This is a genomic window from Psychrobacter sp. AH5, from assembly GCF_040371085.1.
GTDB lineage: Bacteria > Pseudomonadota > Gammaproteobacteria > Pseudomonadales > Moraxellaceae > Psychrobacter.
Map to the genome: position 1 here is coordinate 1,691,772 of NZ_JAMBMT010000001.1, position 13,826 is coordinate 1,705,597.

At 43.4% G+C, this 13,826-nt stretch carries 13 protein-coding genes and 1 tRNA gene; 4 read left to right on the forward strand and 10 right to left on the reverse strand.

The features are described 5' to 3' along the window. The 8 genes from gspK to tsaA all read right to left on the reverse strand — a co-directional run bounded on the left by gspK (position 1) and on the right by tsaA (position 7,762). Positions 1 to 1,101: a type II secretion system minor pseudopilin GspK gene (gene gspK, locus M0N77_RS07100; RefSeq protein ID WP_353104535.1), complete on the reverse strand. Its 1,101-nt coding sequence runs from the start codon at positions 1,099 to 1,101 to the stop codon at positions 1 to 3. Positions 1,102 to 1,104: 3 nt separating this feature from the next. Next, on the reverse strand, positions 1,105 to 1,965 hold the full coding sequence (locus M0N77_RS07105) for a type II secretion system protein GspJ (protein ID WP_353104536.1): 861 nt from the start codon (positions 1,963 to 1,965) through the stop codon (positions 1,105 to 1,107). Then, the gene (gene gspI, locus M0N77_RS07110; protein WP_353104537.1) at positions 1,962 to 2,423 is read right to left on the reverse strand and encodes a type II secretion system minor pseudopilin GspI; all 462 of its coding nucleotides are present in this window, start codon (positions 2,421 to 2,423) and stop codon (positions 1,962 to 1,964) included. The genes M0N77_RS07105 and gspI overlap by 4 nt, the downstream gene beginning before the upstream one ends. Before the next feature lie 2 nt (positions 2,424 to 2,425). Continuing rightward, positions 2,426 to 3,082 carry a prepilin-type N-terminal cleavage/methylation domain-containing protein gene (locus tag M0N77_RS07115; RefSeq protein ID WP_353104538.1) on the reverse strand — a complete coding sequence of 219 codons (657 nt, stop codon included), beginning with the start codon at positions 3,080 to 3,082 and terminating at the stop codon, positions 2,426 to 2,428. A gap of 50 nt (positions 3,083 to 3,132) precedes the next feature. After that, positions 3,133 to 3,822 carry a TetR/AcrR family transcriptional regulator gene (locus tag M0N77_RS07120; RefSeq protein ID WP_353104539.1) on the reverse strand — a complete coding sequence of 230 codons (690 nt, stop codon included), beginning with the start codon at positions 3,820 to 3,822 and terminating at the stop codon, positions 3,133 to 3,135. Positions 3,823 to 4,118: 296 nt separating this feature from the next. Continuing rightward, complete coding sequence (locus M0N77_RS07125; RefSeq protein ID WP_353104540.1) at positions 4,119 to 4,907, reverse strand: TatD family hydrolase; 789 nt, start codon at positions 4,905 to 4,907, stop codon at positions 4,119 to 4,121. A gap of 111 nt (positions 4,908 to 5,018) precedes the next feature. Continuing rightward, complete coding sequence (locus M0N77_RS07130) at positions 5,019 to 6,797, reverse strand: GspE/PulE family protein (protein WP_353104541.1); 1,779 nt, start codon at positions 6,795 to 6,797, stop codon at positions 5,019 to 5,021. A 122-nt stretch (positions 6,798 to 6,919) separates the two neighbouring features. Then, on the reverse strand, positions 6,920 to 7,762 hold the full coding sequence (gene tsaA, locus M0N77_RS07135; protein WP_353104542.1) for a tRNA (N6-threonylcarbamoyladenosine(37)-N6)-methyltransferase TrmO: 843 nt from the start codon (positions 7,760 to 7,762) through the stop codon (positions 6,920 to 6,922). A gap of 216 nt (positions 7,763 to 7,978) precedes the next feature. Between tsaA and M0N77_RS07140 the strand changes: the two genes are divergently transcribed. The 4 genes from M0N77_RS07140 (at position 7,979) to M0N77_RS07155 (ending at position 10,813) form a co-directional block, all read left to right on the forward strand. Further along, positions 7,979 to 8,752 carry a ferredoxin--NADP reductase gene (locus M0N77_RS07140; protein ID WP_353104543.1) on the forward strand — a complete coding sequence of 258 codons (774 nt, stop codon included), beginning with the start codon at positions 7,979 to 7,981 and terminating at the stop codon, positions 8,750 to 8,752. Positions 8,753 to 8,872: 120 nt separating this feature from the next. Next, positions 8,873 to 8,959 (forward strand) — tRNA-Leu (locus tag M0N77_RS07145). A gap of 182 nt (positions 8,960 to 9,141) precedes the next feature. Further along, the gene (locus M0N77_RS07150; protein ID WP_353104544.1) at positions 9,142 to 10,419 is read left to right on the forward strand and encodes a tyrosine-type recombinase/integrase; all 1,278 of its coding nucleotides are present in this window, start codon (positions 9,142 to 9,144) and stop codon (positions 10,417 to 10,419) included. Positions 10,420 to 10,522: 103 nt separating this feature from the next. Beyond that, positions 10,523 to 10,813, forward strand: coding sequence for a hypothetical protein (locus M0N77_RS07155; protein ID WP_353104545.1), 291 nt, complete (start codon positions 10,523 to 10,525; stop codon positions 10,811 to 10,813). 269 nt (positions 10,814 to 11,082) lie between these two features. On the opposite strand, the gene M0N77_RS07160 is transcribed toward M0N77_RS07155, so the two are convergent. Both M0N77_RS07160 and M0N77_RS07165 read right to left on the reverse strand, forming a co-directional pair. Continuing rightward, positions 11,083 to 12,297: an IS256 family transposase gene (locus M0N77_RS07160; protein WP_353104546.1), complete on the reverse strand. Its 1,215-nt coding sequence runs from the start codon at positions 12,295 to 12,297 to the stop codon at positions 11,083 to 11,085. A gap of 43 nt (positions 12,298 to 12,340) precedes the next feature. Next, the gene (locus M0N77_RS07165) at positions 12,341 to 13,435 is read right to left on the reverse strand and encodes a competence protein CoiA family protein (protein ID WP_353104547.1); all 1,095 of its coding nucleotides are present in this window, start codon (positions 13,433 to 13,435) and stop codon (positions 12,341 to 12,343) included. Between the last annotated feature and the right edge of the window lie 391 nt (positions 13,436 to 13,826).

The following is a 13,826-nucleotide window of genomic DNA, read 5'->3' on the forward strand; positions in this document are numbered from 1 at the left end:
TCAAAAATTTGGCGGAAACGCCCAGAGCCGCTGAGACACTACGCTGATGGTTTTGGCGGCTTTATCGTCCTTATTATCAGCGTTGTTGTTATTATTATTGTTATTAACTGCATTACTGCTATTACCATTAGCAGCTGTATTATTATTGGCCTTACTACTATCAGCAGCGTCTGTTTTAGCAATCAATACGGTGGCAAATCTTTGCCTTGCCTCGCCTAAGTTGCCACTATCTGTAGCGGTAATAACTGCGGTAAAAGCGCGGCTATCGACTGCTAATAATGGCGCTAATAGCTGACGCTGCTCGGCGCTTATAGCATTCAATGGCGGCTGCTCCCAAATACTATCAATCGACTCAATGACTTGCTGCTGCCGCAATGTAACCAGCGCCTGTGCTTGCTGAGCGCTGACACCATCTACCAGAGCGGCAAGGATTTCAGGGCTTGCGGTATTGATATTTAGTGGCAAATAATAAGGCACTGCGGTAATAAAAGGTCGTAAGCTTGCTAATGCCTCCGCGCTCATGCCGCGCACTTGTTGCAGCTGATCAATACTGACAAACGGCTGATTTGGCAAGGAAGTGTTCAAAGTATTGACGCTTGCTCCTTGCTGACCATAAACCGCTCCCTCATCGCCGCCATCGTTATACACCTCGCTATCACTATCTTGCCAATCAAGAGCGGCAATAGCGATATCTGGCTCTAAATTTAACTGTATCAATAAACGCTGAAAAACGGCTAAAGCGGCGCTATCAGGTGCGCCATCATGATAGAGATTGTTAATATTAAAACGACCGGCCTCATCACGTATCTTCATAGTAACGCTATGGCTGCCTAGAGGATAAGGCGCTATAGGCTGTGCCCAAATATCTTGCAGGCTATCGCTGTCGTTAAGCATACTGTCGGCATTGATAATAGTGACGGCTAACTGTTTAGCGGCGTCAATATCTTGTAACAACTGGTTTTGATTAAATAGCAGGCCACTGCGGCGAATGGCAATCTTTTGACTGGCAAGCATTGCGCCTGCCACCACAGTGATACTGACGACTAATAAAAGAATCGTCAATAGAGCCACACCGCGCTGAGAATGCATTGAGGTCGTCATAGACTAATTGCTACTGCCGCTATTATTCGAATTACTTTGATTATTAGCGCTATTGTTAGTGTTATTTTGAGAGTTGTTATTATTGCCACTACTGTCCGTATTAGTTTTACTACCATTATTAAGAGCTGAAGTATTAAGCGCTAAGGGCTGCGGCGCTAGTGACCATTGCCAAGTGATAGGCATGTCTTGATAAGTAAAGCTAACGGCCACGCCCTTGGGTAATAGGCTGACCTCATTAGCGCTAGCCGCTGTCGCTGCGTTACTAGTATTGCTGTTGTTATTATTGCTATTTTTATCAGGAAAACGATTAGCCAATTCAGGTAATAAAGCTTGCCAACGCAAAGCGCTAACCCCTTCTAAAAGCACACTGTCCAAACTAACACTGTCACTGCCGCCTTGAATGTTAGTATATTGTCGCCGAATCAGACGCTGACCTGCAAAGACATATTCGATACGCTGCAAACTGGGGCTGCTTTGATAACGGGGATCGGGATCAGCGAAACGGACAAAGCTCATCTGCTCGCTGTCTAAGCGCATAAAGGGTTCAGGCGCTATAATTGCCGAGTCAGCTCTCTTGACGTTGTTACCATCAGCATTATTATTGCTAGCGTTGTTAGCAGCTGTATTAGTATTTGTAGTCGCGTTTGTCATATTAGGCGCTTGATAAGCAATAATCTGACTCATATCTTGTTGCAGCTGCAAATAAGCGTACTGCAATACTGCTAGATTATCTGCCTGCAACTGCGCGCGCTCCCGCGCTCGATTGACACTATCAAATACTTGCCAGCCTGCCACCGCTAGCATCGCAAATATCGCCATAGCTACCATCAGCTCAAGCAGCGTAAAGCCGCGCTGTGCATTCATGACGCGCTTCCTGTTTGCGCGTTAGCTGACTCTACTCCAAAAGAGCTTACACTTGCACTATCAGGATTACTGATTACTACGGTAATATCGGTCACTACCCTGCGAGCCGCGCCATCTATTATAGGCGCTACGCTGATATTGACCTCTTTTAACGCTGGACTCAAAGTATCAGCCACGCTCATTAGTACTTGCCAATCGCGGCCCTGTGCATTTATCGTTTGCGTGCGGTTAGCCGTCAGCCAAGTTTGCTGAATACGCAGATCAGCGGCGGCGTTTTGCGCGACGAAATGCGCTAAAGTTCGCGTTTTCAGCACATCGACAGAAGACAGATACGCGCTACTTGCTCGGCTTGCCGCCACCGCGACCACTGCCAAAATAGCAAGCGCTACCATGACCTCGATTAGGGTAAAGCCGCGCTGTACTTGGTGCAAACTTGTGGACTTAGATGGGATGCTCATAGCTACAACCCTTGCCCTAGCAGCATACTGCCATCTGGCATAATGGTAATCACCTCGCCAACCAGTCTTGACTGATGGCGCACCTCTATGGTCACCGGGGTCGCCTGACCCGTACCAAACCATAACACTTGCGGCACGGCTTGCTCAGTGAACCAAGGCTGTAAGGTTTGTTGTTGTCCAGCGTTATTTAGCGTGCGGATACCGCTAGTCTCTAAGCTTTGGATAGCCAAACTCACTCCTGCTGGCATCTCAGGCAAAGTAATCTCAGATTCCGACTGCCAGCTTGGTGTCGGCTTACTGTCTTTAAGAGAAGCTGACGAGGCTGTCATCGCTGACAACTCCATGGCGTTTTTTGGTGAGCTATCAGTATTAGCGCTATTAACATTTTGGTAGGTAATATAAGGATTGGAGAGGGTAACGATGGTAGGAACGACTTGACCTTGCTTATTAGACTGTAAGCTCAATCCCATCGGCTGCATACGTTCTGCCGAGAGCAGACGCACGTAACTGAGTGAATCGGTCAAATGCTCATAAAAAGCTAGGTTTTTACGCGATTCACTGCTGCCGACAGATAAGCTAATCATGCCAGCGAAGATGGACAAAATGACCACCACCACTATAATCTCAACTAAGGTGAAACCCGTTTGCGAGTGTTTCATGATAAGAGGGTTATCATTAATAAGGGGTTATCATTAATAAGTGATTTTCATCAATAATTAGTATTACGATGCTCTGCTGACTCAGTCTCAATTTGCTCTACTAGCTCTTGCATATCCTCATCATTGATCTCATCATCATGAGTATGCGCCGGATAATGCCCAGGAAGATCAAGCATCTGCTGCACTAAAGCATAACGCAGAGTATCGCGGCGACCCAAATAGCGCTGATAAAAACTTGAATTAAGCAGTCCAGCCCCGCCTTGACCCATCGCCCAAATAGTACACAGATAATCACGAGTCGTCATGCTGCTCTGTTGCTCTTTTAGATAAGCACTGACAATATCAATCAGACGCTTCATACGTTGACGGCGAATATCATAAAGCTCGCCAAATAAGCGATTAAGACCAGTAACCGACGCCGCTAGACGCTCTTCTATTTGATTAAGAAGCATCGCTTTTTGCGGATTGAGCAGCTGCTGAAAAATCATCCGTGCCACCCCAGCTGAGGCACAATCATCAACACGATTGATCTCAAACAGCTGCTCTTCATAGCGAATAATGATACGCAAATACAGCTCATCTTTACTTGAGAAATGCTTATACAGAGTGCCTTTAGCCAAATCAAGCTGATCGGCTAAGCTATCTAAAGTAATATCACCATCGCCTGACTCAAGCAGCAATTGCTCAGCCATCGCTAAGATATTTTCTTCCCTTACTTTAAACTGGTGCTGACGACTCATAACTGCTCCTAAACTTTGATAAAATTAAGCATAGGGCTATGTATATAATCCCTGTCTGTGACCATAGCTCGACTATCGAGCGCCAATGACGCTGTTGATGACCCTATGGACAACTATGACGAGTAGCTATAGCTATGCTTAGCAATCACTTACTATTGCCGCCCTTAACTAACTTTAGCAAGGGTTCTTGCCCGTTAAATAAAGACGCCGCTATAATAAACGAGGCAAACAGTAATACTTTAAAAATAACCATAAGCATTACTAATAAATGACTGACTGGTCATAGCATAACGATTTTAATGGTATTGCGCTAGTAGATTTTCAAAGTTTTTTGCAGTTAATTGTCCAAGCTCCTCTCGACTACAACCATACATATTGGCAAGGTAGCTTGCGACATAAGGCACATAAGCGGGTTCGTTAGGACAACCACGCTTAGGCACGGGCGCTAAATAAGGACTATCGGTTTCGATAAGTATTCTATCTCTTGGCATATTTTTAGCGGCTTGTTGAATGTTTTTGGCACTGTTAAAGCTGACAATACCCGAAAAAGAGATATAAAAGCCTAGATCAAGCGCGCGCTTGGCGGTGTCCCAATCCTCAGTAAAGCAGTGAATGATACCGTGCTCTGCGCCCTCAGACTTTAGAATATCGATAGTGTCATCTTTGGCCTCACGCATATGCACCACCAACGGCTTTTTCAATTGCTGGCTGGCATGAATATGCCGCGCAAAACTTTCACGCTGCGCTTGCGCATTCTGCGTCGACCAATAGTAATCTAGCCCCGTCTCCCCTATCGCCCATACTTTATCGTCATTAGCCGTCTCTACAAGACGCTCAACAGTCGCTGATTGCAAAACGTTGATATCCTCACAAGGATGAATACCCACGCTCATCCCTAAAGTGAGCTGCTCATCGCTAAAGGTATCGACAATATTGGCAATCTCGTCATATTCTGCAAAGTCGCACATAATGGCCATGGCGCGTGTGACTTGAGCTTCTTTCATCGCATTAATAGCACCGGACAGCTCTCCATCGTATTTAGTAAGATCTAGGCGGTTAAGGTGGCAATGAGTATCGGTAAACATAAATAATCTCTATAATAATTTGGCTAAGCGTTGTACTATTAATGCTGTTAAGGTAGCTTTTTTCAAGGTTGGGTTTATAAGCTACAAGCTAGCTATGTTTTGACGATTAAGCTATAGCGGCACCACTCGCATTACCTCTTCTATGGTAGTCACCCCTTCACTAATACGCTTGGCACCTGAGAGCCGTAACGGCTGCACCCCTTCACGATAGGCCTGCTGCTTGATAGCTTCTAAATTCGCATCAGCGGCGACTAGCTTTTTGAGCTCATTAGAGAGCGGCATAATCTCATAAAGTCCAATACGCCCCTGATAGCCAGTATGACGGCAGTGCTCACAGCCTTTGGCACTATAGATTTGCGGCGGCAAAGTAGCGCGCCACGGCTGTACTAACTCTTGCCATTGCAGAGCGATTTCACTGTCGCTACTGAGCTCCTGTGCTTGCTTGCAATGCGGGCACAGCGTCCGGATAAGTCGCTGCGCCATCACCCCAAGGATAGTCGCTGAGCTCAAGAACGGCTGTACGCCCAAATCATGCAGACGCGGCAAGGAGCTTGGCGCATCATTGGTATGCAAAGTCGAGAGCACCAAATGACCAGTCAAAGAGGCTTGCACCGCCATATTAGCCGTCTCAGAATCACGGATCTCCCCCACCATAATAATGTCAGGATCTTGGCGCATAAGCGAGCGAATACCATCGGCGAAGTGCAGATCAATCGCCGGATTGACCTGCATCTGATTAAAGGCCGGCTCAATCATCTCGATAGGATCTTCGATAGTGCAGACGTTGACCTGCTCAGTAGCGAGCTGCTTGAGCGTGCTATATAAAGTTGTGGTCTTACCAGAACCGGTCGGCCCCGTCACTAAGATAATGCCATTGGGATGGCTGGTCAGCTCATGCCACATCGCAAGCTGCTTGCCTGAGAGTCCAAGCTGCGCAAACGAGCGCACCAGCACTTCGGGATCAAAGACGCGCATGACCAGCTTTTCACCAAAGGCGGTCGGCAAAGTCGACAGCCGCAGCTCAGTCTCTAAACCTTTATGAGTCCGCGTCTTTAGGCGACCATCTTGCGGTTTGCGCTTTTCAGCGACATTGAGCCGACCCAAAATTTTGATCCGCGCGGTTACCGCCATCAAAATCGCGATGGGCATCTCATAAACGGTATGCAGCACGCCATCGATACGAAAGCGCACTTTACCCGTCTCACGGCGCGGCTCTAAATGAATATCACTGGCGCGTTGCTCAAAGGCATAGAGCAGTAACCAATCGACGACTTTGACGATATGCTGATCATTGGCATCAGGATTGGTATTATCGCCAAGTTGCAGTAGCGCCTCGACATTGGTGACATCGGCTGCCGCCCGTTTATGCACACTATTAGCGCCAGCAATCGCTTGCGTCACTTGATAAAACTCTTGCCGATAGCGATTGATCTGATCAGGACCGATATAAACCGTACGATAGCTTTTTTTATGAATGATCTTTTCGATATTGCCATGCCAATCGCTATAAAAAGGCTGATCGGTACCAATGACGACTTCATCATCAGCTACATCAATGGGCAAAATATGCTGCGAGCGCGCATATTCAAAGGACATCAATTGTGTCACTGCCGGCACGTCAATTTTTAGCGGATCGATACGCACTAAGGGCATATTGGCTTTGGCAGCTAGCCATTGATTGAGCCACGTGAGCGTCAGCTTATTCTCACCTTCTATATCATGAGCATTTGGCAGTGCAAACTCGCTAATGGTTATCAGCGGATGTTGCGCCTTATCGCGGCGACTGGTCATCACCAAATTATAACCGCGCTGATCGATGACCTTATCCGCTAGCAGCTCATCGAGGCACCAACGCAAATCAATCATTAACGAGTAATCTGGAACCGACATAATTATCTTCTTATATTATTAAAACTAAATGGCTTAATTTTGGCGTAGGGTGTGCCTCGTGCACCATTAAAATAGCTATTATTCAAATCTACTGCATCACAAAGTCCAATGATTATTTATCATCAAAGCACCTCATTAATAGCCACTATCTGCAATGTCCCAAGCTCATTCTGACAAAAGCTGACATCGACAGACTTATAGCGCATAATAAAGGTAGTGTTTATCTCTTTACGCCGATACGCCGGCCGCGGGTCTTGCGCAATTAATGCTTGGATTAAGTCTTTATCCTCGCCAACTAATTGCTGCTGCAGCTTAGAGATAACCGCTTCGCTGCTTAAGCTAGCTGCGTCATTCTCGCTATTAATTAAAGTTAAAAACTGCGTCTGCGCCTCATTAGTCATACTTACATCTAGCAGCACTGGAGCATCGGTGGCAAAACCGCTCTGAGCGTGCTCAATACTATCACTATAAGCGACGTAAGGCTTGATATCGATAATCGGTGTGCCGTCAATCATATCGGCGCCGCTAATGATAAGGATGACTCGCCCCTCGATGACTTGTAAGCGTTCAAGTTTAACCACTGATAGCCCTAGCTGTGAAGGCCGATACATGCTGCGGCTAGCAAAGACGCCTATCTTTTGGTTACCACCCAGTCTAGGCGGTCTAACTTGCGCCCGAAAGGATTGGCTATTACTAGCGTTTTCATTTTTAGCGTCATTATTGCTAGCGCCTCTATTATGATGAAACTGCCAACTGAGCCAAAGATGACTAAATTCCTCCAAGCCTACAAAGGCCGCTGGCGTATCAAAGGGAGCAATCATCTCGATTGCGCTAGTCAAGCCTACTAAATTGGGCTGCCTTGGCGCGCCAAATTTTTGTGACAAGGGCGCACGATGATAGCCGATAATAGGCGCTTTATGAAAAGTATCATAAGAGGCTAGTTGCTGGTGAGTCTGACTGCTCATTCGTTATTCCAAAGCCAAAAAGAGTCCATAGTAAGATAAAATCTGCCAATCATACAAATATACTCACTAACGATATTCCATATTATCATGGTGCGTGCGCATTTCATGGCGGATTTTTATTTTGAAATTTGTTATGATGTGCTCCATTATATATTGAGAATAACTTGCATCTGGCTATTAGCTTTTGATGCGTTTATCGACTAATTAGAGGGCTTTATGTCAAAACTGCGCACCGAAACGGTCACCGAAGTTCATCATTGGAACGATTCGCTATTCACTATCAAGACCACTCGCGACGATGGCCTACGCTTTCGTAACGGTGAGTTTGCGATGATAGGTATCATCGTTGATGGCAGGCCATTACTGCGAGCTTACTCGATTGCTAGCCCTAATTATGAGGATCATTTAGAGTTCTTTTCGATCAAAGTACCCGATGGCCCATTGACTTCGCGCTTACAACATATCAAAGTTGGTGATGAGCTATTAGTCAGTAAAAAACCTACTGGCACGCTAGTATTGGACGATTTGCTACCGGGCAAAAATCTTTATATGCTTGCGACCGGTACGGGGCTTGCGCCGTTCTTAGCGTTATCACGCGATCCTGAGGTTTATGAGCGCTTTGATAAGATTATTCTCGTCCACGGCGTGCGTAATGTGGAAGACTTGGCCTATCGTGAGATGTTCGAAAACGAGCTGCCAAATGATGAGATCTTTGGCGAGTGGTATCGTGAGAAGTTTATTTACTACCCCACCACTACCCGTGAAGAGTTTAGAAACACTGGCCGTATCACGGATCTTATGGAGTCAGGTAAACTATTTCAAGACATTGGCTTACCGCAGATGAATAAGGATGACGATCGTGTGTTGATTTGTGGTAGTATGCCTTTTAACGCTGATATCTCCAAAATTCTTGATGGTTTTGGTTTAACAGTATCGCCACGCATGGGCGTACAAGCGGATTATGTGATTGAGCGTGCGTTTGTCGGCTAGAAAACTACTCAATTAAGCTAAATAATTCTTGACGACCAAAAATAGGCTGTTATAATACGCAGCCTATACAGCACAACCTGTAGCCCCATTCGATAAAGCTTAGCGCTTTATACCTAATACGCCGGTGTGATGGAATTGGTAGACATGACGGATTCAAAATCCGTTGCCTTTAAAAGCGTGTCGGTTCGAGTCCGACCACCGGTACCACTATACGAAACCCTTACAGTCTATGGATTGTGAGGGTTTTTTATTGCGTGAATTATTTATAAATTGGTCGAGTAATACTAGCGTCAAATAAAATTTTGATACTATCTTGATACTTTGATGCATCTGTTATTTAACGTATTATAGTATTATTAACACGATAAATAATGCGGTACGGATGAGATATGAAAGTTAAGCTTAGTAAGAAGTTTGTTGATTCAGTAGCATACACCTCAAGCGGCACAGATATTTACATGGATGAAGTATTAACAGGCTTCGCACTTCGTGTGGGTAAACAATCTAAGCGATACACACTTCACAAACGCATTAACGGTAAGCTCTATCGTGACGAAGTTGAAGAAACACATCTTATCACTTTGACTGAAGCTCGTGAAAAAGCCAGCACAATGATGGTCAACATAAAGAAGGGACTTGATGTATATGATAGCTATCACGCTACTCCAAAAATAAAAGATACACCAGATTTTAACGTGCCAACACTAAATGAAGCTTATATCTACTTTAAATCTATGAAACCTAATCTTGCCAGCCGTACTGTTGAGACTTACGACCAACAGATACTTGGTCGACTCGATGACTGGCTTGAAGTGTCTTTAAACGATATAACTAAAACTATGATAAGTGAAAAACATAAGCAAATAAGTAAGTCTAGTCCAGCTCAGGCAAATGCCACTATGCGAGCTCTTCGATCAGTATGGAATTATTGTCAAGATAGCTTCTTAGATGATGATGAAGAGTACATAATAAAGGACCAACCCATTCGAATACTGAATGCCAAAAATGATTGGAACAAAATTAAACCTCGTACTCACCATGTTGAGGAGGAATATTTGGGAGTATATTTTAAAACTTTGATAGAGCACCGAGACGGTAGTTCATTTAAACAAGCACCTTATAGTAATAACGCTCGCGATATTTTATTGCTTTTTATGTTTGCTGGTGTTCGTTTAAATGAAGCGCAATCACTAAGATGGGAAGATGTAGACCTTGACGCTGCTCGCATTGTCTTTAAAGCCACTAAAAACGGTTCTGATTACCATATGCCAACTGGAAAAATACTTCAAGCCATACTCAGTGAACGATTTAGATTGAGCTATGGAGAGCATTGGGTATTTCCGAGTGATTTGCAGAGAAATGATGACCATGTCAAGGATTTGAGCGGTAGTTACCGTTCGATATCAAATAAGGCTAGCATGCATATTACCCCTCACGATTTACGCCGTACATTTGGCACTGTCGCCAATAGTCTCAATGTAAGCTACCCTGTGCTCAAGAGACTGCTAAATCATCGTGAGGCTAAATCTAGTGATGATGTGACACTACATTACATACAGGTATCACAGCGACAATTACGTGAAGCTTTAGATGAGATTGAAGCTTTTTATTGCAAGCATATAGGAATGACTCAAGATGAGGTGATTAAGAGCCTCTTACAGACATAACTTCATATAATTTTTTAAAGTTCTGTACAACTAAATAATCGATAGAACATATAACGACATTTTGATTAGGAGACATACTATGGGTATCAAACTTGAATTTGGTATGACACAGAATAGTAGAGATCAAAAAATCTGTGTTGATTATTGGGCATATGATCATAAGGAGGATTATCTTGAACATGTACGAATGCTATGTCATAAATATAGAATCAGCTCAAATCTATTGTTTGAGACGATTGCTCAATGTTACGCTTGTTTAGATGATGTGCTCTGTGAGTACTGCGCAAGTGCTTGCCCGGTAGAGATGCCAGCAGATATCCTATATATGCGTGCTCAAGATAGTTGGTGTTGTATGGTTTGCAAAAACGCAGTATGGCAAAAGGATTACGTTTGATTGCTTTCAAACTTATATAGTAATTATTGCAAAATCTACAGTAGTAAATTACATTTTATGATTTTTTATAAACAATCATATATGCCAATTATCCTGATTAAACTGGTTCACTATCTCTAGTAACCCATTTACCAAACTCAAAACTCTCGTTATATTTGATTTTAAAACTGTTGTTTACACGGTAGACACATTCCGTATTAAGAGTTGTATTCGAAGTATAGAATTTTTCTGTATTAAGGAGCCCATCCCGAATTCTGTGTAACTGCCATTTAGATTAAATGCTTACTAATACGGTCATCAAACATAATCATAAAGCGATTCAGAGCAGACGTCCAGTTACGGATTGGCATCGACCACTTTTTGGATGCCTGCTGGGTGGCTAAGTACACCACTTTGAATGCTGCCTGATCAGATGGGAACACCTTACGCTTATTCACCGCCGTACGAATCACACTGTTTAATGATTCTATAGCATTGGTGGTATATATGACTTTTCTGATGTCTTTCGGATACTCAAAGAACACCGTTAGGCCCTCCCAGTTATTGCGCCAAGACTTAACCACGTGCGGGTAATCCTTACCCCAAGTCTCATCAAAGTGCTCAAGATTGGCCTCTGCTATCTCAAGCGTATCCGCACCGTAGATGGCTTTTAAATCAGCCGCTACGGCCTTTTTATCCGTCCACGGTACGAACTTCATTGAGTAACGCACCATGTGTACGATACACAGCTGAACCTGAGCGTTGGGGTAGACGGTGTTAATGGCATCAGGGAAGCCCTTTAAGCCGTCGACACAGGCAATGAGGATATCTTGTACCCCGCGGTTTTGTAGTTCAGTGAGAACACCCAGCCAGAACTTAGCCCCTTCATTCTCTGAGAGCCACATACCAAGCAGCTCTTTTTTACCGTTAAGAGCAACACCTAGGGCTAAGTAAATGGCTTTGTTGATGATCTGCTTGTCTTGACGTACTTTGACGACGATGCAGTCTAAATAGACGATAGGATAAACACTGCTCAGTGGCCGGTTCTGCCAAGCGGTGATGTCGTCTAAGATATTATTGGTGACTCTTGAGACAAGAGAGCTTGAGATGTCGACATCGTAGAGCTCTTTGATGGTCTCTACAATCTCAGTCGTGGTTTGACCTTTGGCGTAAAAGAATATGATCTTGTCATCAAGACCTGAGATACGGGTTTGATGCTTACGCACGAGTGTAGGTTCAAACTCACCATCACGGTCTCTTGGAGTGGATATCTCAAGATCGCCTGTGTCACTGCGGACGGTCTTTTTAGTATGCCCATTGCGTTTATTTGGCTTATCTACTTTCTCATGCTTAGGATAGCCGAGATGGTCTTCCATCTCAGCTTCAAGGGCAGTGTCGATAAAGGATTGCATGAGCTGCTTTTGAAAGTCTTTGATGTCATCGAAGCTATTCATGCTACCAGCCATTTGCTCAGCCAGTTTCTTGATGTCAGTTTGGTTAGTCATTGCTTATTCTCCTGTTAGTGGATTATAAGCAGTTACACAGTTTTTAGGAAAGGCTCGTATTAAGACCTAAATGCTTTATAAAAAGCGGCTTAGTGAAAATTTTTTTTAAATAGGTACTATACTGACCATCTCTATCTATGACAAAACCACATTCAACACAAGTGTTGACTATAAAAACTTTGTTCAGTATTTCACTACGCACCTTTTTTATGGGTGAAAAAACATAATGCTTAGAAAAATGCGTATTAATAATTCTAAGCTCTTTATCGCTACAATTTTTTATTTTCTTAGAACGTACTTTATAGTCTTCTTTATATCTCACCTCAGAAATTATCGGATTGGAGTAACCACATTTAGCGCAAGAGTCTTTACTCACCCCTAAAGTCATCTCAGTGATACCATTGGATTTAAATCTAAACTTTGTAGAGGTGAATCGCTCATAAGGTATAAAAACTAGGCCTTGTGACACCAATCTTTGTATAAAACTCTCTAATGGTAGCGTAATAGGCTTAAATGAACGGTGGTTGTACCGACTACTGTTGCTGTCTAGCCTATTCACGTTATAGATCATATAAGCTTGATTGTCCTGCGTCTTATTTCTATAAATAGAGAATACAGGTATGTCTTTCGTACTATAGGCATAATCGCCTGTAATTGCATTAGTATCTTTAACTGAGCCACTTCTAAGCAACCACGCACACCTTACGCCTGATTGAGCATATTTTTCTTGTCTGCGTTTTGTTTCTATAAAAGCTTGAGGGCTCCATTGCACTTCAATGGCAATCTTAGCTTTGCCTTTCTCTGCATAAATATCAGCAATCCACTCCTCACCACTTGGGGTAAGCCCCGCTTTTTCAACTTCTACAACCCAACCGTTTCTATCCAATTCTTTCATAACAAGATATTTGATATGCATGTGTTCGGCAGTTTCACCACCAGTCGAGCAGTTAGAGTCTTTAGGTTTTGCCTTATGAGCGAAGAACTTCGTACCTAGCTTACTTGTCTTTAGTATTGCCTGATTACCACAGCAAGCCATATTGAAACTGGACGATTTATCTTCTTTTAAAACTATCCAATCTTTTAAGCTATATATAAAACTATAGATTTTTTCATCATTTTTTATGCAAATAAAAGCCATGTTGACCCTTAATTATTTTGACTCTTGAGCTAGCAATTCATTCTTACATATGCTCATGCTTTCTATAGTGAATACGCTTTAAAAATAACATAGCGCTACTGGGATGAATTTTGCGCAGCCTCTAGGAACACAGCACGCAAGTAAAATTTATACCAGTAGCGTGTCTAAACTTATAACAGTTTTATTTTCAAAGGACTATAAGATAATTGCACGTAATTAGGGTTTATCTTCTCCTAAGCCTTCATCTGATTTAGTATTTTACTTAGGTAACGTTGTGAATACTGGGGTTTGATCTCAAAGCGTGTCTGTTAGTGCTTTTCTTGCAATAACTTGTATTTTTAGTAGCGACTCAATAGATGCGGTATTGTAACTATTACTTATAGCTTATCCA